This window comes from Streptomyces liliifuscus, from assembly GCF_016598615.1.
Lineage (GTDB): Bacteria > Actinomycetota > Actinomycetes > Streptomycetales > Streptomycetaceae > Streptomyces > Streptomyces liliifuscus.
Genome location: NZ_CP066831.1, coordinates 9,434,161 through 9,452,725, shown reverse-complemented (window position 1 = coordinate 9,452,725; position 18,565 = coordinate 9,434,161). Strand labels below are relative to the sequence as shown.

At 69.5% G+C, this 18,565-nt stretch carries 32 protein-coding genes and 1 tRNA gene; 2 read left to right on the top strand and 31 right to left on the bottom strand.

Going from position 1 to position 18,565, the window contains the following annotated elements:
- From JEQ17_RS40925 to JEQ17_RS40845, 17 genes are all read right to left on the bottom strand, one after another.
- Positions 1–627 carry a hypothetical protein gene (locus JEQ17_RS40925; protein ID WP_200399951.1) on the bottom strand — a complete coding sequence of 209 codons (627 nt, stop codon included), beginning with the start codon at positions 625–627 and terminating at the stop codon, positions 1–3.
- On the bottom strand, positions 624–935 hold the full coding sequence (locus JEQ17_RS40920) for a hypothetical protein (RefSeq protein ID WP_200399950.1): 312 nt from the start codon (positions 933–935) through the stop codon (positions 624–626). Before JEQ17_RS40920 ends, JEQ17_RS40925 begins: the two co-directional genes overlap by 4 nt.
- Positions 932–1,171 carry a response regulator transcription factor gene (locus JEQ17_RS40915; protein ID WP_200399949.1) on the bottom strand — a complete coding sequence of 80 codons (240 nt, stop codon included), beginning with the start codon at positions 1,169–1,171 and terminating at the stop codon, positions 932–934. The genes JEQ17_RS40920 and JEQ17_RS40915 overlap by 4 nt, the downstream gene beginning before the upstream one ends.
- Positions 1,168–1,347: a hypothetical protein gene (locus tag JEQ17_RS40910; RefSeq protein ID WP_200399948.1), complete on the bottom strand. Its 180-nt coding sequence runs from the start codon at positions 1,345–1,347 to the stop codon at positions 1,168–1,170. Before JEQ17_RS40910 ends, JEQ17_RS40915 begins: the two co-directional genes overlap by 4 nt.
- A gap of 109 nt (positions 1,348–1,456) precedes the next feature.
- A complete protein-coding gene (locus JEQ17_RS40905; RefSeq protein WP_200399947.1) occupies positions 1,457–1,786 on the bottom strand; it encodes a hypothetical protein in 330 nt (109 codons plus the stop codon).
- Positions 1,783–1,953 (bottom strand): hypothetical protein, encoded by a 171-nt coding sequence (locus JEQ17_RS40900; protein ID WP_200399946.1) that lies wholly within the window; start codon positions 1,951–1,953, stop codon positions 1,783–1,785. Before JEQ17_RS40900 ends, JEQ17_RS40905 begins: the two co-directional genes overlap by 4 nt.
- The gene (locus JEQ17_RS40895; RefSeq protein ID WP_200399945.1) at positions 1,950–2,210 is read right to left on the bottom strand and encodes a hypothetical protein; all 261 of its coding nucleotides are present in this window, start codon (positions 2,208–2,210) and stop codon (positions 1,950–1,952) included. The genes JEQ17_RS40900 and JEQ17_RS40895 overlap by 4 nt, the downstream gene beginning before the upstream one ends.
- Positions 2,207–2,524, bottom strand: coding sequence for a hypothetical protein (locus tag JEQ17_RS40890; RefSeq protein ID WP_200399944.1), 318 nt, complete (start codon positions 2,522–2,524; stop codon positions 2,207–2,209). The genes JEQ17_RS40895 and JEQ17_RS40890 overlap by 4 nt, the downstream gene beginning before the upstream one ends.
- Positions 2,525–2,527: 3 nt before the next feature.
- Positions 2,528–3,523, bottom strand: a complete 996-nt coding sequence (locus JEQ17_RS40885) for a hypothetical protein (protein ID WP_200399943.1) — start codon at positions 3,521–3,523, stop codon at positions 2,528–2,530.
- An 85-nt stretch (positions 3,524–3,608) separates the two neighbouring features.
- Positions 3,609–3,887 carry a helix-turn-helix domain-containing protein gene (locus JEQ17_RS40880; protein WP_200399942.1) on the bottom strand — a complete coding sequence of 93 codons (279 nt, stop codon included), beginning with the start codon at positions 3,885–3,887 and terminating at the stop codon, positions 3,609–3,611.
- Between the two features lie 21 nt (positions 3,888–3,908).
- A tRNA-Leu gene (locus JEQ17_RS40875) sits at positions 3,909–3,983 on the bottom strand.
- 11 nt (positions 3,984–3,994) lie between these two features.
- Positions 3,995–4,438: a hypothetical protein gene (locus tag JEQ17_RS40870; RefSeq protein ID WP_200399941.1), complete on the bottom strand. Its 444-nt coding sequence runs from the start codon at positions 4,436–4,438 to the stop codon at positions 3,995–3,997.
- A complete protein-coding gene (locus JEQ17_RS40865) occupies positions 4,438–4,638 on the bottom strand; it encodes a hypothetical protein (protein WP_200399940.1) in 201 nt (66 codons plus the stop codon). Before JEQ17_RS40865 ends, JEQ17_RS40870 begins: the two co-directional genes overlap by 1 nt.
- Before the next feature lie 49 nt (positions 4,639–4,687).
- On the bottom strand, positions 4,688–5,284 hold the full coding sequence (locus JEQ17_RS40860; RefSeq protein WP_200399939.1) for a hypothetical protein: 597 nt from the start codon (positions 5,282–5,284) through the stop codon (positions 4,688–4,690).
- A 57-nt stretch (positions 5,285–5,341) separates the two neighbouring features.
- Positions 5,342–5,761, bottom strand: coding sequence for a hypothetical protein (locus JEQ17_RS40855; protein WP_200399938.1), 420 nt, complete (start codon positions 5,759–5,761; stop codon positions 5,342–5,344).
- 38 nt (positions 5,762–5,799) lie between these two features.
- The gene (locus tag JEQ17_RS40850) at positions 5,800–6,024 is read right to left on the bottom strand and encodes a hypothetical protein (protein ID WP_200399937.1); all 225 of its coding nucleotides are present in this window, start codon (positions 6,022–6,024) and stop codon (positions 5,800–5,802) included.
- 88 nt (positions 6,025–6,112) lie between these two features.
- Positions 6,113–6,835, bottom strand: a complete 723-nt coding sequence (locus tag JEQ17_RS40845; RefSeq protein WP_200399936.1) for an HNH endonuclease — start codon at positions 6,833–6,835, stop codon at positions 6,113–6,115.
- Positions 6,836–6,910: 75 nt separating this feature from the next.
- Between JEQ17_RS40845 and JEQ17_RS40840 the strand changes: the two genes are divergently transcribed.
- Entirely contained in the window at positions 6,911–7,108 is a 198-nt protein-coding gene (locus JEQ17_RS40840; RefSeq protein WP_200399935.1) for a helix-turn-helix transcriptional regulator, read from the top strand.
- A 340-nt stretch (positions 7,109–7,448) separates the two neighbouring features.
- On the opposite strand, the gene JEQ17_RS40835 is transcribed toward JEQ17_RS40840, so the two are convergent.
- The 4 genes from JEQ17_RS40835 to JEQ17_RS40820 are packed head-to-tail and all read right to left on the bottom strand — an operon-like array spanning position 7,449 to position 10,799.
- Positions 7,449–7,709 (bottom strand): hypothetical protein, encoded by a 261-nt coding sequence (locus JEQ17_RS40835; RefSeq protein ID WP_200399934.1) that lies wholly within the window; start codon positions 7,707–7,709, stop codon positions 7,449–7,451.
- Between the two features lie 32 nt (positions 7,710–7,741).
- Positions 7,742–9,142 (bottom strand): replicative DNA helicase, encoded by a 1,401-nt coding sequence (locus JEQ17_RS40830; protein ID WP_234048560.1) that lies wholly within the window; start codon positions 9,140–9,142, stop codon positions 7,742–7,744.
- The gene (locus tag JEQ17_RS40825; protein WP_200401984.1) at positions 9,139–9,852 is read right to left on the bottom strand and encodes an ATP-binding protein; all 714 of its coding nucleotides are present in this window, start codon (positions 9,850–9,852) and stop codon (positions 9,139–9,141) included. Before JEQ17_RS40825 ends, JEQ17_RS40830 begins: the two co-directional genes overlap by 4 nt.
- Before the next feature lie 5 nt (positions 9,853–9,857).
- Positions 9,858–10,799: a helix-turn-helix domain-containing protein gene (locus tag JEQ17_RS40820; RefSeq protein ID WP_200399933.1), complete on the bottom strand. Its 942-nt coding sequence runs from the start codon at positions 10,797–10,799 to the stop codon at positions 9,858–9,860.
- A 183-nt stretch (positions 10,800–10,982) separates the two neighbouring features.
- Here JEQ17_RS40820 and JEQ17_RS40815 point away from each other — a divergent pair, with 183 nt between their 5' ends.
- Positions 10,983–11,240: a hypothetical protein gene (locus tag JEQ17_RS40815; RefSeq protein ID WP_200399932.1), complete on the top strand. Its 258-nt coding sequence runs from the start codon at positions 10,983–10,985 to the stop codon at positions 11,238–11,240.
- A gap of 77 nt (positions 11,241–11,317) precedes the next feature.
- On the opposite strand, the gene JEQ17_RS40810 is transcribed toward JEQ17_RS40815, so the two are convergent.
- From JEQ17_RS40810 to JEQ17_RS40765, 10 genes are all read right to left on the bottom strand, one after another.
- Positions 11,318–11,584 (bottom strand): hypothetical protein, encoded by a 267-nt coding sequence (locus JEQ17_RS40810; RefSeq protein WP_200399931.1) that lies wholly within the window; start codon positions 11,582–11,584, stop codon positions 11,318–11,320.
- Positions 11,581–13,404: a DNA cytosine methyltransferase gene (locus JEQ17_RS40805; RefSeq protein ID WP_200399930.1), complete on the bottom strand. Its 1,824-nt coding sequence runs from the start codon at positions 13,402–13,404 to the stop codon at positions 11,581–11,583. Before JEQ17_RS40805 ends, JEQ17_RS40810 begins: the two co-directional genes overlap by 4 nt.
- Entirely contained in the window at positions 13,401–14,276 is an 876-nt protein-coding gene (locus JEQ17_RS40800) for a hypothetical protein (RefSeq protein WP_200399929.1), read from the bottom strand. The genes JEQ17_RS40805 and JEQ17_RS40800 overlap by 4 nt, the downstream gene beginning before the upstream one ends.
- Positions 14,273–14,563, bottom strand: a complete 291-nt coding sequence (locus JEQ17_RS40795) for a hypothetical protein (protein WP_200399928.1) — start codon at positions 14,561–14,563, stop codon at positions 14,273–14,275. Before JEQ17_RS40795 ends, JEQ17_RS40800 begins: the two co-directional genes overlap by 4 nt.
- A 106-nt stretch (positions 14,564–14,669) precedes the next feature.
- Positions 14,670–15,014: a hypothetical protein gene (locus JEQ17_RS40790; protein ID WP_234048559.1), complete on the bottom strand. Its 345-nt coding sequence runs from the start codon at positions 15,012–15,014 to the stop codon at positions 14,670–14,672.
- Positions 15,011–15,700 carry a BRO-N domain-containing protein gene (locus tag JEQ17_RS40785; protein ID WP_200399927.1) on the bottom strand — a complete coding sequence of 230 codons (690 nt, stop codon included), beginning with the start codon at positions 15,698–15,700 and terminating at the stop codon, positions 15,011–15,013. Before JEQ17_RS40785 ends, JEQ17_RS40790 begins: the two co-directional genes overlap by 4 nt.
- A gap of 68 nt (positions 15,701–15,768) precedes the next feature.
- A complete protein-coding gene (locus JEQ17_RS40780) occupies positions 15,769–16,392 on the bottom strand; it encodes a hypothetical protein (protein ID WP_200399926.1) in 624 nt (207 codons plus the stop codon).
- Entirely contained in the window at positions 16,389–17,270 is an 882-nt protein-coding gene (locus JEQ17_RS40775) for a hypothetical protein (protein WP_200399925.1), read from the bottom strand. Before JEQ17_RS40775 ends, JEQ17_RS40780 begins: the two co-directional genes overlap by 4 nt.
- Positions 17,267–18,136, bottom strand: a complete 870-nt coding sequence (locus JEQ17_RS40770) for a PD-(D/E)XK nuclease-like domain-containing protein (RefSeq protein ID WP_200399924.1) — start codon at positions 18,134–18,136, stop codon at positions 17,267–17,269. The genes JEQ17_RS40775 and JEQ17_RS40770 overlap by 4 nt, the downstream gene beginning before the upstream one ends.
- Positions 18,133–18,465: a hypothetical protein gene (locus tag JEQ17_RS40765; RefSeq protein ID WP_200399923.1), complete on the bottom strand. Its 333-nt coding sequence runs from the start codon at positions 18,463–18,465 to the stop codon at positions 18,133–18,135. Before JEQ17_RS40765 ends, JEQ17_RS40770 begins: the two co-directional genes overlap by 4 nt.
- Positions 18,466–18,565 lie beyond the last annotated feature (100 nt).

Sequence of the window (18,565 nt, the reverse complement as noted above, 5' to 3'; positions counted from 1 at the left end):
TCACTCCCCTGCCTGTTCGACGTCCCAGCGCCGATCCTGGTCGCGGCATTCGGCGACGGACGGGCCGGCGTCGTGGGCTACGTCTCCCCGCGCCTCGCGTGCAGCCTTCAGCGCCATGTCCCGTTCGGCCCGCAGCTGCGCGGTGTCGCGTTCATGGACGGCGAGCAGCTGCTCGGTGACGTACCCGAACCGGCTCCCGCATTCGCTGCGGATGACGGCCGCGTACTGCTCGCGCAGCGGATTGTTCGGCGCATCGGTGCTGGTCGGCGAGTTGTTCGCGGTTGTTTGGGGTTGTTCGCCGATGATCCGCAACGCTTCCCGTAGTCCGCTGGCCCGGCCGCTGTGGGCGATGCGGCACTCCTCGACGTCGGTGAGCCCAGCGGCTGCTTCGGCTCGGGCTGCCGCGGCGTGGAGGCGGGCGAACACGTCTTCCGGGGCTGATGCGGCGGGTTCGGCCCTGAGGTGCGGTGTGGCGCAGATCTGGGCGCCTATGCCGTCGCCGCGGTCATGGCGCCAGACGGGCGGGTTCGGACCCGGGTATGCGTCCGGGTAGAACGGTCCGTAGGTGATCGGGTCGCCGCAGTTACGGCACACCGCGGTGGCCGGTGCGAGCTGAGGTTCGGTCATGCGGCGGTCTCCTCAACGGGCAGGATGTGGTCGCCTTCCACGCAGTGGCTGGAGATGCAGCGGCCGGTCGGGGTGGCATCGAGCGCTGCGTGAACGGCCCGCCAGATGATCGCGTTTCGGCGGGCGGCGCTCGGCGGCAGGTACAGACCGAGCCCCCGGATGTAGTCGTACACGGCGTCGTAGGCGGGCTGCCGCGGGTCGGGGCGTTGCGCATCTCGGGCCGCCTGCTCGCGGATCTCCTGCTCCGACGGCGGCTCGGGACAGCCTTGCTCTTCGTCTATGGATGGTTCGGGCTGTTCGCTGGTCATGCTGCGGTCTCCTTGCTGGCGATGTGGGCGAGTTCGGCGAGCGTGATGTAGCCGAAGTGGATGGCGAGTGCGACGGCGTGGGCCCGGTCGTGGGCGCCCAACACCCGGTAGGTGCTGCTCAAGTGGTGGGCGACGGTGCGACCGTTGATGCCGAGACGCCGGCCGATCTGGGTGCTGGACAGGCCGGCCGCGGTGAGGCGCAGCACTTCGCGCTGCCGGGCGGTGAGGGCGGTCACGACGCTTCCGCCGGCCGCATGGCTTTCCGCTGGCGCCTCTCGTCGGCTTCCGCCATGCGCCGTAGCGCACGTTCGATGACGACGGCCCGCACCTGTCCGGCGTAGCGGGTGGCGAGGATGCGCTCCGACTGGCGAGTGAGCAGCTCCCGGGCCTGCGGGCGGCGCTGCGGGCTCACGATCCCTCCCGGGGGATGCTGGTGTACGGGCAGATCGGGTCGAGTGCGTTGTGTCTGGCCCAGCAGCAGGGGCCGCGCCAGGGTTGGAGTGAGGCGGGCAGGAGACGCGTCACGGCTGGCTCCCGGCGTTGATGGCGCGGGCGGTGGCGAGGGTCTCGGGTCCTCCGATGCGGTGGAGGAGGTCGGGGTCCAGGTCGCCCATGCGGGCCCAGGTGCGGAAGGCGCCAGCCAGTTCGCGGGCTGTCGCGGGCGAGAGCAGCCCGGCGAGTTTTCCGGCGGGGCCTCCGAGGGCGTTGTCGATGCCGTGGGCGTACCAGTGCTCGCGGTCGGCGATCTGCGAGTGCCAGTAGGTGTTGGTCTCGATGTCCTCGGCTGTGGCGTCGGCGTGGTCGAGAAGTGTCTGGGCTGCGGTGCGCAATTCCTGGGCTGGACTGGTCATCGCTGCGCCTCCTTCGCGGGCGCTCCCCAGTGGGTGCAGCCGTCCTTGTGCTGGCCCTCGTGTCCTCGGTCGCGTTCGCACCGGTTGATCACGAGGCCGTTCGACAGGGCGCTGACGGCCGGGCAGATGGTGGCTGCGTCGCGGAGGTGACGGCGTGGGGTGGTCATGCGGCTTCCTCGTATCCGGGATCGGCTGTGCGGGCTTCTGAGGACTTGGGAGCTTCCGGAACGCCCTGGGCGGCCTTCGGGGTGTCCGAGGCGCCACAGGCCCGCCTGAGGCCCCGCCACGCCCACTTCACGACCCGCGTCACCACCCACCCCGCGAGCAGTCCGAGTCCGGTGCCTATCGCGGCGAAGAGCATGATCCATTTGATGGCCGCGTCGAGCATGACCTCCACGGCCTCAACGAACTCGACGACGATCACAGGTAGTACCTCGCGAAGTCCCACTCAGGGGCTTGGCCCATCGACGCCCGGATCGACGCCTGCGGGTGCAGCGGGTACTGGAACCACCAGCCGCATCCGTCGTCGAGGAGGTCGCCGTCTTCGTCGGGCGCCCGGCAGTCGAAGCGGACGGCGTTGCCGCAGCCGAGGCAGGCCATCAGCCGTCCGCCCTGCATGAAGCGCGGGCAGTCGAGGTCGACGGAGACGCGTCGGTTGCCCTGGCTGCCACAGTCGGGGCACTTCTCGTGGGGTTCGGTCATCCAGTTGTCGGCGTTCGCGGCGAGTTCGGTGGCCATGGGTTAGTTCTCCTTGCCGGGCTGGGCCACAGCGGCGGGCTGCGTCTTGAGCGCGGCCCGGTGCGTAGCGACGACGCATTCGCCGGAGCAGTACGGGCGGACGTCGCCGGTGAGGTACACGAAGTCGTCCTCGTCGTAGTCGGTGAGGTCTTCGCGGCAGCGCGGGCAGCGGAGGCGGTCGGGTGCGCAGGTGTCGCACAGTGCCCAGCTCTCGCTGTTGCCGCCCTTGCAGCGGGGGCACATGTCGGAGGCGACGGTGGCCGCACTGTGCGGCTGGGCGCCGGGCTGCTCCTCGACGGCGGGGATGTGCGGGTCCTGGCTTCCGGGCGGACGGTGCCCGGCGGGCTTGGCGCAGTGTCCGCCGCCCTCGAACTCGACGTCGCACTGCGGCTGCTCCTCGACGGCGGCAGGCACGGCAGCCAGACGGCGCAACTCGGCAACGTCCGCTGCGATGACGTCTCGCGTGGCCGGGGACGCGAGAGCCATCTGACGAGCAAGGTGATCGGCGGCCTCCCGTAGCGCGGCGGCCCGGATGGTGGCCTGCTCGGCGTCCGCGACGGCCAGCACCGCATCGAGCATGTGCTGCCCGTCATCGAGAACCCAGCCGTCGGTGTCGCGGATCGCCTGCGCGTACCGGGCGCGGCGGTCGGCGTCAGCGGTCTGGGTGGGCGCAGACGGCACGGAGGCGGCGTCCGGGTCGTGCAGCCGCGCCTCGGCCGCCAGCCACTCCGGCCAGCCGTCCAGCCCGTCGTCGTAGTGCTGCCCGTACCCGTCGGCCAGGAACACCTCGCGTCCGTCCGCCCACAGGCGGCCTTTCACGTAGGCGTGGACACGTCCCAACTGGCTGTCCGGTGCGGCCCGGTACGTCAACGTGATCTCGTAGGGCTTGATGACGCCGGGCCCGTGCAGGAACGGCAGATCGGGCAGGCCGCGGGCGGCGTAGGTGACGGATCGGGTGATCGGGATACGAAGCGGGTCGGTGGTCGGGTCGTTCGTCATGGGGGCTCCTGGTTGACTGGGGGCACGGCCGCCGCTGGGTCGAACAGCGGCGGCCGGCCTGCGGGTGGGGTGCGGGACGGGACGGTCAGGCGGCGGACGTGCGAGTTGGCCGGCGTGCGGGCTGGTCAATGTCCTCACGGGTCAGCTCGCCCAGAAGCAGCGCCAGAGCGACGGCGTTGGCACGGTCGCGGGCGCCGAGAGCCCTGTAGACGATCGACAAATGTCGGGCGACCGTGACGGGAGACAGGCCCGTGCGGCGGCTGATGACGGCATTGGTTTTGCCGTTGGCGGCGAGCGCGAGGACTTCGCGCTGCCGGTCGGTGAGCGTGGTGTAGCGCCTGGTGCGGGCGTCCAGCATGGTCATGACTCTCCGTGGTGGTGGGCGTGCCCCGAGCCGGATTCGAACCGGCACTTGATCCGCTTTTAAGGCGGATGCGTCTACCGATTGCGCGACCGGGGCGGCTCGAGTGGTCAGGCGGCGGTGTCGAGGTCGAGGGCCAGCTGTACGGGCTGGACGGCACTGGGTGTGCACTGCGGGGACCGGCCGGACAGGCAGATCCGCTCGATCAGTTGCATCTGCTCGGATGCCTTCTCGTCCCACTCGACGCGCCGCTCGTTGCGCAGTGCGTCCATGTCGGTGCCTTGGTACTGGAACGGGCTGCCGTCGTAGCCGGGCCACCGGTTGCCGGTCTCCTCGTCGAAGCGCATATTGCGGTAGGCGATCCACAGGCGGCGGTGCTCCGGACAGAGTTCGGCGGGCGGCCGGATGTTGAAGCGTTCGTCCGGCGGGTAGGGCCGGTTCGCGGCCCGCCACACGCCCTGGCGCCAGCGCGCGGCCTCCCACTTCTGCCACCTGTCGGCAATGTCGGCAGGGACTGGTGCTCCTAGGTACGTGGCTGGCGGCTGGCCGGCCATCACGACGGTGTCCCGTTGGTGATCCGCTTCAGCTGCTTGAACACGTCGGCGGCTTCCTGCGGGTAGGTGTCCTGGCCGGTGTCTTCGCCGCATTCGAGGTTCTTGTGGGTGTCGTAGTCGATGCGGGCCATCCACTGGCGGAGGGCTGTCTCGAGGTGGGCGGCGGTGATGGTGACGGTGGGCTGGGTGTGGTCGGTCATGTGTGGTTCCTTCGTGTCCGGTCGGGTATCCGAGTGAGCTGCGGCGGGGTCAGGCGGTCTGGGTGCGGTGTCGGACGGTGATGCCGGTCCCGGTGTCGATGCCGTCGTCGTGGCGCTGGACGAGGTCGAACCAGCGGTCGTACTCGTCGCCGTCCCGAAGCTGCATCTCGGTCCACTCCAGGCGGCCGGTCACCTCGGACTGCGAGCGCATCCACGCCTCGGCTGCGCCTGTCGCGGCGTCCTGGTGGTTCATGTAGCCGATGAGGTAGTCGGACACGTTGCCCGGCTCGTACACGGCCTCCCAGGCGGGCAGCAGCGCGCCGAGACCCTTGTCGCGGGGCGTGTTGACGGGAAGCCACTGCTGGGCGACGACGGGCCGCTCCTCGACCTCGACGGCCTTGATCTCGTCGGCGTAGCCCCAGGGGTCCGTGCCGTCCTGGCTTTCCGTCAGCCCGCGCTCCTCGAACACGGCGTAGGCGATGCCGTCGTCGGGGGCGCGGAATACGAGTCGGTGGACGGACACCCATCGGCGGGTGTCGATCTGCTCCTCGTGCAGTTGCTCGGCGGCGTTGCCTTCGGTGGCGGTCCACCTGTCGGGGATGCCGATGGCTTCGAGCTGCTGGCGGGTGAAGGTTCGGGTGCTCATGATCGCTTCCTTACTGACTGGTTGTTCAGTGGTATTGGGGGTGTGGTGGGGTTGGGCTCAGGAGACGGCGGGCTGCGGGCGGATGGTGAACACGCCGAAGCCGTCGCGGTGGATCGTGTCGCCGGGCCAGGCGTACTCGGTGTCGCCGAACTGGTCGATCGCAACGAGTTCGTTGGCGCCTCCGGCCCGGCGTCCGCCGCACCACTCGGCGATCTCGATCGTGTTGTCGCGGGTGAGGGTCCGCTCCTCCGGCATGTAGTCCAGGTGCGGGATCCCGGCGACGCACATCGCCATGCAGTACGGGCACCGGTACTGGCCGAGTGGGGCGCCGACGAGCTGCTGCGGCTCCCACGGCCAGGGGCAGCGTTCGCCGTTCTCGTTGAGCGGGGCGGTGATCGTGAGGTCTTTTGTGAGGTCGATGTTGAGGGCGTCCTTGGGGTCGATGTCGGTCCACTGGCGGACGGCGGGCTGGGTCATGACGCTTCTCCTCGCGTGCGGTAGTGGTCGTTTGGCGGTCAGGCGGCGGCGGTGCGGGGCGGTTCGAGTCCGAGCTGGACGGCCGCCAACTCGACGGCTTCGCGGATCGACAGGCCGTCTTCCGATGCGGCCCGGAGGGCGAGCGCACGGGTGTGGAGGTCGTCGGCGAGAGCGAGTTGCTCGGGAGTTAGGGCGCCGCGTCCGGTCCGCCGGTGGGGCTTCTCGGGGCGGCTGGGCGTCCACTGGCCTTCGGTGTCAGGCATTTGGTCCTCAAATCGCCGCGTGGCGGGGGCGTAGGCGGGCGTTCGGGGTGGAGCGAGGGTGAGCGGCGAGAGCCCGAGGCCGAACGCCTTAGGCGGGCACTGAGCGCTTCGGCTTCTCCCAGCACGTCCCCCAGGGGTGTGCGACGGGTACGAGTCCGGCCACTTCTGGCGGCAGGCAGTGCCGCTCGCCGCCGTCGCCGACGCGGTGAAGTTGAGCGACCCGCTCCGTGGCGAACGTCTGGCAGCACCCCGGGCAGTGGGCGCGTCGATAGCCGGTCCACCAAGCCCCGCATCCGTGGGACACCGCCCCCTTCGGCACCATCCGGGCCACGGGCGTGCGGGGCGCCGGAACGCGGCGAACGGCGGGCCTCACCTTCGGCTTGCGGCTGGACTTAGCGACGGCTTTAGGCCGCCTCGCTTTGCGGGGCTTCAGCTTGGCCACGGTCTCGGCGATGGGCTCGTAGCCCTTGCTGATCCGCGCCTTGAGGATGACCTCGCGGGCCTCTTCGACGGTCCTGAAGATCCGGTCGTTCTTGATTCGGTTGCAGATCTGACAGGCGAGGACCCAGTTCGCTTCGGGGTTCTGCGCCAGATACGAGTACGGCACGAAGTGGTCCCACTGGGCAGTGAGCGCCTCTGCCTTGCCGCTGCGCTTCACGCGAGTACCGATGGGGAGTTCGCAGTAGAGGCAGCGCCCGAGCTGGGCAGCGCGGATCCGCTCGCGAGTCGCGACCTGCGGAGCCCGGCGCCGCACGCCGCCTCCCGCCCCACGCCCGTAGACCCGCACCTGCCATGCGAGGTGGTCGTCCACACATCCCCCCTGGAGTAGCTGAACTACTCTAAGGCTACCAGTAGTCGAGCTACTCGAACGGGCTACTGTGAAGCCATGGAGATCCCCGGCTACCTCACGACGGACCAGGCAGCAGAACGCCTCGGCGTCAACCGGCAGAGCGTCTACAACCTGGCCAATCGGGCTCCCGACTTCCCAAAGCCGGTCAAGGTCGGCCGCGCCTCGCTGTGGCCCGAGGCTGCGGTCGACGAGTGGCGCGCCAAGCACCCGGCTCGGCAACGAAAGGCGAAGTAGCACTGCGACTCCAGACATCAGGGCGACGCGAGAGAGGGGGGTCGAGGGACTCAGGGAGTTAACTGGCCGGTAACTGCCAGAGGCGGATGCCGGAGGCGTAGGCCAGAGGCAGGCGCGCGGGCCGGTGGGAGTCCGGTCCCTGACCCGGGCGGCGGTCAACGGGCGGCCACCAAATGCCAGCCCCCGCACCGGTCGCACTCGGCCGCCTCCAAACCCGGCACCGGTGGCACCGCCCGCGCCGCCACCGCCAGCCACTCCGAGGCGAACCGGGGGCGACCCGACGGGCAGGTACGGGGCCGGACGATCGTCCGCGGCGGATGACGCAGCCAGGCGCGGGACATCAGGCGGCCTCGCCTTCCTGGTGCTGGTGCGGCTGGGGCAGCTGGACGACGGCGGCTTGCGCGCACAGCTGGCAGGTGCACCGGCCGTGCGTCGGAGTCGGACCGGTCGCGGCGGTGCCGATGGGCCAGCCGCCGGCGTGCGCGATCCGGTAGCCGGGATCCGGGGCCGCGACGAGCGGGGCGGGCTTCGGCTTGGCCGGGGGCGGGGTGCTGGCGATGACCGAGCGGAGGTAGTCGCCGAGGTCGCCTTGCTTCCGCATGGCGGCAATGTCTTCCGGGCTGAGGTCGGTCATCACGTAGCCGCCATGTCGACGAAAGATGCGTAGTGGAGTTGCGCGGCGACGGTGACGTTGCCGATCTGGCCGCCGCGGTGCTTGTCGACGATCAGGTCGGCTTCGCCGGCTCGGGGGCTTTCCCGCTCATAGGCGTCCTCGCGGTGGAGCAGGATCACGATGTCGGCGTCCTGCTCGATGGATCCGGACTCGCGCAGGTCGGACTTCATGGGCCGCTTGTCCTGCCGCTGTTCCGGCCCGCGGTTGAGCTGAGCGAGGATGATCACGGTGATGCCGAACTCGCGGGCCAGGAGCTTGATGCCGCGGCTCAACTTGGAGACTTCGTTCTGCCGGTTCTCCGCCTTCGGGGCGGTCATCAACTGCAGGTAATCGACGATGACGAGGCGGAGTCCGTCGGCGCGGACGTGATGGCGGACCTTGGCGCGCAGTCCGGGCAGGGTGAGGTGCGAGACGTCGTCGATGTAGAGCGGCGCGGCGGCGATCTTCGGTCCGGCTTCTGCGGCTCGGATGACACCGGCGTCGTCGACGGCGCCCTGCTTGAGGTGGTGCAGGGCGACCCGGGCTTGAGCACACAGCAGCCCGTTGGTGATCTCGTCTTCGCTCATCTCAAGCGTGTGGAACAAGGTCGGGATGCCGTTCTTGACGGCCGCGGCCCGCGCGAATCCTGAGGCGATGGTGGACTTGCCCATGGCGGGCCGGGCTCCGATGACGACCATCTGGCCGGGCGCCCAGCCGCCGCAGAGCAGCGCGTCGAGGTCGATGAAGCCGGTGGGGATGCGCTGTTCGTTGGTGGGCGGGGTGATGCAGCGGTCGAGTGCGGCGCCGATGAGTTCGCGGACGTGCTTGGCCTGGCGGGCGGTGTCGGGCTTGGCGACGCCGTCGAGGGCGTCTTGGAGGGCTGCGACGTCGGTGTCGGGGTCGAAGGCGGCGCTGTTGCCGCGGCCGGTGGCGTCGTGGCCGAGGGCGACGATGCGGGCGGCGATGGCCTTCTTGGCGACGCGTTCGGCGTACCAGGCGGCGGCGCCAGGTTGCGACCAGCTGTAGAGATCAGCGAGCTGAATCTCGCTGAGGGGCCGGGCCGGCATGCGGCCGTCGGCATGCCAGGTCTCAAGCTGGCGGGCGACGGGCACCCAGCGGATCTCGCCGTCCTTGAAGCGCGTGCGGAGTTCTTCAACGGCGAACCACACCCACCGAAACTGTTCGGTGGTGATGTCGGCGGGATCGAAGCCTTCGGCGGCGAGTTCGTCGACGACTTCGGGGCGTTCCATGACGGACGCGGCGATGGCGCGCTCGGCTTCGATGTCGCAGGGCATGCGGGGGCCGAGGACGTCGTTCGCGTCGGGGCGGGCTTCCCTCCAGACGTCCCAGTCGGGGCTGTCGATGTGGGGCTCGGTGGTCACGCGGCCTCACCCCGGCGGCGGTCCGGGCCCTCGATGACGATGCGCTGGCACATTTCGATGAGCCGGCTGGTGACGCGGTCGCCAAGGCGGGCGCTGATTTCCTTCGGCAGCAGGTTGGAGGTGATCAGGGTGGGCAGCTGGTGTTCGTACCGCCAGTTGATGAGCCGGAAGTTGATCTCCTCGGTGAACTCGGTGGGCTTCCGCTCCGCCCCGAGGTCGTCGACGAGGAGGATCGAGGCGTCCCGGTAGCGGCGGAACTCGGCTTCCGAGTCGATGCCGTGGCGGGGCCGGAGAGCGGCGTACAGGTCGGCGGCGGTGGTGACCGCCCACGTGGCGGCGGCGCCGGTGATGGCGAGCTCGCGGATCGAGGCGTAGGCCTGGTGGGTCTTGCCGGTGCCGGTGAGGCCGAGCAGCAGCAGGGAACGGCCGCGGCTGATGGTGGCGATGGCGGACCGGTTGGCCTTCTGTGTGGCGAAGGCCCGGTCGGCGAGTTCCTTGCACCAGGCGAGGACGTCGGGCTGGTCGACGATGGCGGCCTGGTAGCGGAACGGGATGACGTCGGCGGCCTTGGTGATCGAGTAGCGGGCGATGTTGGGCGGGCTGTAGGTGTCGAGGCTGTTGTCGGCGAGCCAGCCGGGGTCGATGCCGCGGGCGGCGAGCAACGGCTCAAGGTGGTAGCGCTTCAAGTCGAACGGCGGAATCCACTGCATGGTGATCACCAGTCCTGGTGGTAGTCGGAAGGGTCTTCGGGGTTGCGGCGCGGGCCGGAGTCGCCGACAGCGCGCAGCGAGGGGCGGCCACTCGGCTGGGGGTCGGGCTCGTCGTCGTAGCAGCCCTTGTTGAGCCAGTTCGCCGGGAGCTTCGTGAACTTCGGGTCCTGGCCGAAGCGCTCACGGGCGTAGGCCTGAGCCGCGTCGACCATGTGCTTGGGATCCACGCCGCGCTCGATGGCCGCGATCCACGCCTTCTTGGCTTCCTCGCGGTCGCGCTTCTTCGGGTAGTTCGACATGAACGCGCCGAATGCCCGGAGGTGGTGCTCGGTCTCCTCGTCGCCGCTCTTGGTCTGGACCGCAGCAACGGGCTTTGCGGGCTCATCCGCAGCAACTACGAGAGAAGAGTCTTCTAGTAGTTGTTTGTCTGACGGTTGTTGGTGGTTAGGGCTGCGTTCCGTGCGTGACGAACGGACTTTAAGTGCGTGACATTCGTCGGTCACGGACTCTGCGTGCGTGACCGTCACACCTTCTGCGTCCGTGACCGTCACGGACTCTGCGTGCGTGACACCCTTCGAACGAGACCGGCGCTTGCGCTCCGCAGCCGCCGCCCGGAACTCGTCCTCCTCCCTTTCGAGGTCGCTCCAATCCGTGGCCGGACGACGAAGGTGCATCGAGAGCTTGTAGCGAGTGCGCCCCTCCGTCGTTCCGTCCTTCGCGATCAGTCCGGACTTCTCCAGCCGGCGCAGGGCGCGCTGGACGGTGACGCGGTCGTAGCCGCTGCGGTACTGGATCCGGAGTACGGACGGGTGGGCGTTGGTGCCGGCAGGACTCGCATGCTCGGCCAGCACCTGAAGGACGTGCCGGGCTGTGGTGTCCGGCTTGCCTTTCTCGGTGCGCGGCATGGGTGCAAGATCCATGGCCCAGTCCACTGCCTCGTTACTCACGGAACTCTTCTCTCGGAGGGGTGTCTCTGCTGGTCATTCGCTGTTTTGGGACAGCCCTCATGGGGGCGATGTGGCTCGTTGGCCAATCACGCAAGTACGAGAATACCGTTCGCATACGCCATGCGCGAGCATCATTCGCGGATACGTAGCGGAACGCTGTTCGCGCATGGCAACATGAGTTGCATGACCACCGCCGAGGAGGAGATCCGAGCCGCCGCCCGCAAGCGCGAGCGGTCGAAAGCCGCGTTCGAGCGCGACGACGCCGCCCTGCGCGAGCTCTTCGTGAAGTGGCGCGCAGCTGGCGAAGGACCGTCCGACATGGCCCGCTGGTCGAGCATGACCCGCGAGTGGGTTGCGAAGATCGCCCCCGACCCGAACGCGGCCCCGAAGCGCAAGGTCATCGTCCGCCGCAAGAAGCCGGCCGCCGACTCCGAGTCCTGACTTCACGTCTCTCCTCTCCACCCCGCCTTTCGGCGGGGCTTCGTCATGTCCGGGCTAGGCGGCCTGGGTTGGGGTGCTCATTGGTTGAGCCATCGCTTGTACTCGTCGGCGACGATGCGGCGGGCGGCGATCTGGACTGCGGCTTTGGCTCGCATCCGGGCGACCTTGCGGGTTTCGCGCTCGCGCCGTTTGTGCTCGGCGGCTTCCTCGCCTGTCGGCGCGCGGCCGTCGACGATGGCTTGCAGGTATCCGTTGTGGAGGCGGTCGCGGTGCGCCTCGCAGGCGGCGATGGTTGCGGCCCTTTCGGCAGGGGTCGGGCTGCGGCCTTCGTGTCGCGGGATCACGCCGCTACCCCCAGCTCCGAGATGTCGGCGTGCCGGTCGATGTCGTCGCCGGTGATGGCTTCGACGAGGGCGCAGACGATGACTTCGGCGCAGTTCGGGGTGACGGCGTTGCCGTACTGGCGAACCCGTTCGCGCTTGGAGCCGAGGACGATGTACTCGTCGGCGAAGCTCATCGCCCGGCCGATCTCGTGCGGCTCCAGCATCCGGAACAGGACGTCCTCGATGGCCACGTCGCCCTGCACCAGCGCGTACCGGTCCCGGGTCGACAGCGTCCCCACCGGCTCGCGGACCGTCTTGGCCGTGCCGTTCCCGTAGTACGGCACCAGCAGGTGCTCCCACGTGACGAGCGACTGGTGGCCGGCCGTCGTCATAGTGCGCAGGTACTCGTTGGCCGGGGTGCAGTGCTCGCCACCCGGGCCGGAGCGGCTGCCGTTGTTGCGCATCACGAACGCCGCGTCCGGCATCACCAGGCCGTGATGGTTGCCGTTCGCCGACACAGTGCCGACCGGCTCGCCGATGGACCGGCCGCGCAGCTGGTCACCCCCGCCGCGCATGGTCACCATGAACGGCAACCACGCGAGGCCGGTCTCGTTGCGGGCCGTCTGGGTGCGCAGCGGCGCGTGAGCGGAGGCCGGTTCCTTGCCGTCGCGTCCCTCGACCGGGATGAGCAGCGGCGGTACGGCGAGGCCGTCGTTCTCCCGCGTGGTGCGGCACGCCATCGGGTCGAGGACGCTGGACGGGTCGTCGCGCCAGGTCTCTCCGGCCGGAACCATGAACGGCTCGTAGGCGACCGCCTTGGTCGGCGTCGTCGTCTGCGTGGTGAGCGGTGCATCCACCGGCCAGGTGCGGACACCGGGGCGCCGCTCGAACGTGTTGCCCGCGGCTTCAAGGGTGATGGGGCGGGCGAACTTGTCGAGGCCGGCCTGGATGCGGGCGAGGGTCTTGTCGGCAAGCGGCCGGGCGCGGTCGCCGATGCGCTGGCCGGGGATCCCCCAGTCGATGGCGACCGCAGCGGGCAGCGTTTCCGGCTCAACGATCTGGTTGCGGCAGGAGGTGTTCGGGCAGCGGTACACGTACTGCTGGCGGTACCGGCCCATGTCCCGGCCCGGCTGCTTGAACCGCTGCACGGCCTGCACCCACATGTCGCAGCCGGTGCACCATGCGCGCGGCCGAAGCCACTTCTCCCAGTCCGGGGTCCGGCCGAGGGACTTGTGCCAGTAGGCGACGTACAGGCGGTCCCTGCTCTGGGGCGCCTTGTGCACGGTGCGCGGGTCGGCGTGCATTGAGTTGAGGGCGATGACGCGCGTCTCGTAGCCGAGCTTCTTGATCTCGCCGATCCACCGGTCCCACTGGTCCCAGGCCCGGACGTCGACGACGTTCTCGACGATCCCCGCCTTCACGAGTCCGCCGCGCTCCTGCACTCCGCGGAGGTACAGCGGGACTTCTTCCATGAGGGCGCGGGATTCTTCCTCCGCGGTCGGCTCCTCCTCTTGCTCTTCGAGGAGGGAGAACAGGTCGCCTTGCATGGCGGTGTCGAAGTCGCGCCGCTTGCCCTTGGCCACTGACCAGTTGGTGCATTCCGGGGAGGCCCAGAAAATGTCGGTGACGGGCCAGTCCCAGACGGGTGCTTTGCGGATGTCGCCCTGGTAGTGGTCGGTGTCGGGGAAGTTCGCGGCATGCGATTCGATGGCCCGCAGCCAGTGGTTCGCAGCCCGGGTGACGCGCACACCGGGGACGGCATGGACACCCTGCGAACTGCCGCCGGCGCCACAGAACCAGTCCATGACGGTGGGCGCATCGTCGTCGTGTCGGTAGCTCATGCGGCCACCGCCTCTGCCTGCCCGGCCGCGTCCGCCTCGGGCCGTTCCCGGAGGGCGCGGTACAGGTGTTCGCTGGTGATGCCGAGCCGGTGGGCGGCCTGCGGGACGGTGTAGTTCTGCTCGCCGATGAGCCAGCGGGCGTCTTCGGCGATGGCCGTGTACCGGTCGACGTCGTCGCCGAGGTCCGGCTCTGCGGAGGGGCTGTCGATGTAGTCGTCGTCCCACGCGCCGGGCGGGGCCCAGCCGTTGACCTTGGCGATCCGCTTTGCCTGGGCGATGTAGCGGGGTGCGATGCCGCGGCTGGCCGGGTCGACGTTCCATAGCTGGCTGTAGAGGTCGAGGACTTGACGGGCGCTCGCGCCGGTGACCATCTCACTGCGGGCGCGTTCCCAGATCATGCGGTAGTGGTTGAGGTCGAGTTCGACGCCGAGGCGCATCTGGGGCCAACCGTTGGCGACGAGCGCTTGGATGCGCCGGCGGGTGCCGGTTCCGTCGACGAGTGCTGTGGGTGCGACATTGCCGATGTCGGCGCGGACCGTGTAGATGCGGTCGGCGGTCTGGGTGCGCACCCGCTTCGAGGGCTGGCGGCCTCGGCTGTAGTCGCCGTACAGGAGTCGGGACATGCCTCCGTTGGAGACGCCGGAGAGCCGGCTTACGCGCTGCCAGCCGATGCCGTAACTGCCAAGCATGCGGACATGACGGCGGACGGGTTCGGCGTCGGTGAAGGGCTGCCAGCGCCCGTAGGCGACGAGCCGGGTTCGGGTGCGGTCGTATTCGGCGCTGCGGGCAAGGCAGCCGGGGCGACGGCAGCGGTATTCCTTGACACAGGTGAGGTTGCGGTGGTGGGGCGCTTCGCGGACGGCGGTGGTCATGGCTGGTCGGTCTCCTCTCGGGTCTGGGTGGCGCGCAGGATGGCGTTGCAGGTGTCGAGAGCGGCGGAGCGTTCGGCCATCTGCCGCCGTTCGTCCGCGAGTTGCCGACCGAGTTCGACCCGGTGGCGGATCCGTTCGACGCACCGGGCGGCCCGGTTGAGCGCCCGCCATGCGATGGCGACGACTGCGACGAACACCACGCCGGGCCCGTAGGTGTCGGCCTGGTCGACGCCCCACAGCCAGGCGTTGACCAGGCCGTCGATCTGCTCGGGGGTGACCTCGCCCATCACGTCCGCCTCCCGGTGTTGCGGGCGGGCCGGACGATGAGCGCGAAAGCGATAGCGGCAACGCCGATGCATGCGGCGAGGGCGAAGAGGAAGCGGGCGGTGTCGTTCACGCGGCGGCCCTCCGTGCTGCGGCAGTCCCGCGCCAGGTCCGTACTCCGCTGTGGTGGGCGGTGGGCCGGTTGGAGCAGGCCCAGCCGGCGGTCCGCACGTAGCCCTCGTCCTTGAGGAGCGTCATGAGCCGCCCCCAGTGGGCTTGCGGGTTAGGCGGGTCGGGGAGTCGGTGGGTGTCGGCGATCTCGTAGCAGGTGAAGGTGCGTCCGGACGCGGCGGCGTCGAGGAACTTGGGCCAGACTTCGGCGAGCCACGTCTCGTAGTCCTCGGCCTGACGGCGGGCGGCCGTCCTGCGGGGCTCCGGGATGCTGCCGTCCAAGGCAGGCTGCAGCGCGGTCACCGAACCCCACCCCCGGGGAACTCGCGGCCGATGCTGTCCAGCTCAATGAGGGTCTGCACGTTGCGGGCCTGCTCCTGCAAGCGGCGTGCGGTCACGAGGGCAGCGCCAACGAGGTACTGCAAGGCGTGGGAGTGGATCTCCCAGCGCGTGTCTGTGGGCCAGAACAGGTCCTCGTAGGCGGCGCGTGGGTCCTTGTTCGCCTTGAGGATTCCGCCGGCGACGAGCATGCGGCGGAAGTCGCGAACGTTCATACCGAGCCCGTGGTGGGCGCGGCCGATCGCGGCGGCACGGTCCCACGTCAGAGTCGTCGGCAGGGAGTCGTGAACCTGGCCGCCGCCGATCTCGTACCGACCGTGCTTGCGGAGGGCGGGGAGCACCTCGTGGAAGATCCAGTGCTGGAAACGCTCAACTTGGGCACGGGTCTCCGGGTTCTTGACGCGACCGCCTTGGCGCTGGCCGATGCAGCGGTACAGACCCGGCTCGGTGACGTAGCGAACCTGCTGGTCACCGCCAGGGGTACTGACTAGACAGGACCCTGTCTCGTTCTCTGGCATCGACGCGAGCATGTTGAAGGCGTCCCGATGGCCGAGCCCTCGTGCGAGTCCGGGCGCGGCGACTCGGAAGCTGTCTCCCGCGGGGATGAGTTCAATCCCGAACTCACCGTTGGTGAAGCGTTCGATGTTCATGGCTGTGGTCTCCTGGGTTCCGGGAGCCGCCGCAGGTTCGGGCCGCGGCGGCTCCCGATCGGGGTGGGCTAGAAGGGCGGATCGGAGGGGTCGCGGCCGAGGGCGATGTCGCTGATGCGCTTCTCGATGTCGCCGGTGAGGTCGGCGCCCACGTGCTTCAGGGCGAAGGTGATCGTCTGGGCGACGCCCTGGGCGTCGCCCTTGCTGAGGAGTGCGGCGGCCAGGTACTCGCCGAGGACCCGACGCACGGGCTCCGGGACCTCGGCGGTGATGTCTGGCTTCGCCGACCACGGGTCATCGGAGGGCACGAGGGACGCCGGGGAGTTGTATGCGGAGCGGGGGTCCCAGCCGTCGTCGGAGAGTCGGGCGTCGATGGCCTCGTCCATGTTGCAGTCGGCCATGTCGAGGGCCTGAGCGAGTTCACGCCCGGCCTTCCAGCGGTTCGGCTCCCGGCTGGCGAGGGCTTTCGCGATGTGGGTGGAGACGAGCTTGCGGACGTCGTACTCGCGGCCTCGCAGGAGCCGGAGCGCGTCCCGCATGTCGGAAGTGCGGGCCGCCTGCTCCTCGTCGCGGGCGAGAGTGGCGTGGACCTGGGCCTCGGCGACCAGGTGTGCGTTCCGCTCAGGCGTGCTGTCTTCCTCCCAGGCCATGAGCAGCCGACGTTCGGCTTCGGCGCGGTGGTTGATGCTCATGCGGCACCTGCCGTCTGGTTCGCCGCGGCGGTGCGGAGCTTGGCGACGAGGTCGCGGATCGCCTGCGCGGAGACGTGCTCGACGGGTGCGCCGAGGGCCTCGTAGGCGAGGAGATCGACGTCCTCGACGCCCTCGTCCTCGCCGAAGTTCCGCAGTTCCTGGATGGCGGCTGCGTGCTCGTCGTCCGTGTCGACGTCGACCACGTCCCGGTTGCCGGCCGGTGCCTCCTCGGGGGTCGGGGCAGAGGTGCCGGTAAGGGCGGCGACGGACAGCGGGGCTCGCTTCGGCTGGACGACCTCGCCGTGGACGTAGCCGTCGAGCTCCTCGGCGACGTAGGGCATTCCGTGCAGCGCATCGGCGGCGACGAGGCGGCAGATCTCGCCCGTGGCGCGGGCGATCAGCATCGTCTTCGGCTGCTTCTTCCACTCAGACTTATTGATCAGGCCCATCTGGGTCGCGCGGGCGGTGTCCCACTCGACCTCCTGCCACCTTTCGGCGCCCTTCCTGCGGCCCCGCATCTTGCAGTAGGTGTCGGTGGATTCGACGAGTTCGACCTCGTGCCCCTGCTTGAGGACGATGCCGCGCATGGCGTGGGCGCGCAGGGCTGGCTGGTTGTTGATGACGTCGATCGACTTCAGTGAGGTCATCGGCTTCAGGCCGAGCTCGTGTCCGGCGAGGACGACGGCGACGATCTCGTCCCGCTTGCCGCGGTAGGCGCCGGCGAGGCTGGTACCGGCGATGGCGTTGGCGATGCCGGAAATAGCGGAGGCTTCGCGCGCCCACTTCTCCAGGCTCGACTCAATAGGCTGGTTGGCGGGGGCGGCTGCCGGTACGGCCACGGCCTGCTCGTCGCGGGTGGCGATCTCGTTGCTGGTCAAGACAAGTACTCCTCGGCCTGTCGGAGGGTGGGCCAGCTCGGCATTCCGAGCTGGGGGATGGTGTCGACGGGGCCCGTCCAGTCGGGCCAGTCGTCGTTGGCGACGCAGTCCGCGTAGATGCGGAGTGCGCGTTCGTTGCGGGCCCGGCCGATGTCCTGGTCTTGGTCCTTCAGTTCGCGGACCGTGATCAGGTAGGGGGCCTTCTTGGACTGGAAGACGAAGAAGAATCGGGCGCCCTCGGGGGCGAGCCCGGCAGCCTGGACACCGTCGATGTACAGGGCGCCTTGTTGGTGGTAGCTGTACGACTCGATGGCCTTGCTGCACGCTTCAGGGTTGGCGTCGGTCGTGGTCTTGAAGTCGACGATGGCCGTGATCTCCGGCCGGACGATCAGCCAGTCCGGCCGGACCCGACAGCGGACACCGGTGGCCGGGTCGGTCCAGTAGATCGACCGCTCCGGGCGGCCCACGCCGGGCGCCAACAACGGACCAGCGTCCCGGTGTTCGCGGACCGCCTTCGCCATCGCGTCGACCTGGACCTTTTCCTTCGGCAGGAGCGGCACCTTGTCGGCGGCGTAGGCGTCGTCTCGCAGGGCGCGGGCGTCGGCCTTCTTGTAGTCGGTGAAGCCGACGATCTCGACGATGTCGTGGCCCTCCCCCAGCACCGCCGTGTGGACGGCGTTGCCGAGATCGAACTCGCGCTTCGGCGCCTGCGGGTGATCGCGGTCGTACTTGAACTGGGCAGGGCAGCCCGGGGCGAGGAGTGCTCGCAGGCCTGACGAGGAGACCGACGTCTTGTCTGCGTGGTACTTCTCGGCGGACAGGCCGTCGACGATCTTCGGGGCTTCGACCTCCACCGCGGCGGTCACGCGGCGTCCAGGGGCATGGGGCGGGCGCAGGGCTCGCACAGTGGTTGGTGAGGCGCCCCGGCGAAGGGGCCGTCCTCGTCGCCGCAGCGGATGCACGCGAGGCCAGCGGTCTTCTTCAGCTGGGCGATACCGTCCTCACGATTGGCGGCGAGGTTCATGGCTTCGACGAGCTCGGGGTAGGCGCTGGCGAGCCGGGCGGTGTGGGTGACGTCGGCGGCGACGATGGCCTGCATCAGAAGTTGGGTGAAGCGGCCAGGCCGGTAGCCGCCGCGGTGGCCGTAGTGCCACAACACGTGCCGCGCGGTTTCTGTGGTGCTTTCGGTACTCATGTGACTCGCTTTCAGGTAAGGGGTGCCAGGCGCCGCCCCGCCGGGGGGGGTGGGATGGGGCGGCGCCTCGGCTGCGGCGGAGCGCTTGGGGGAAGCGCTC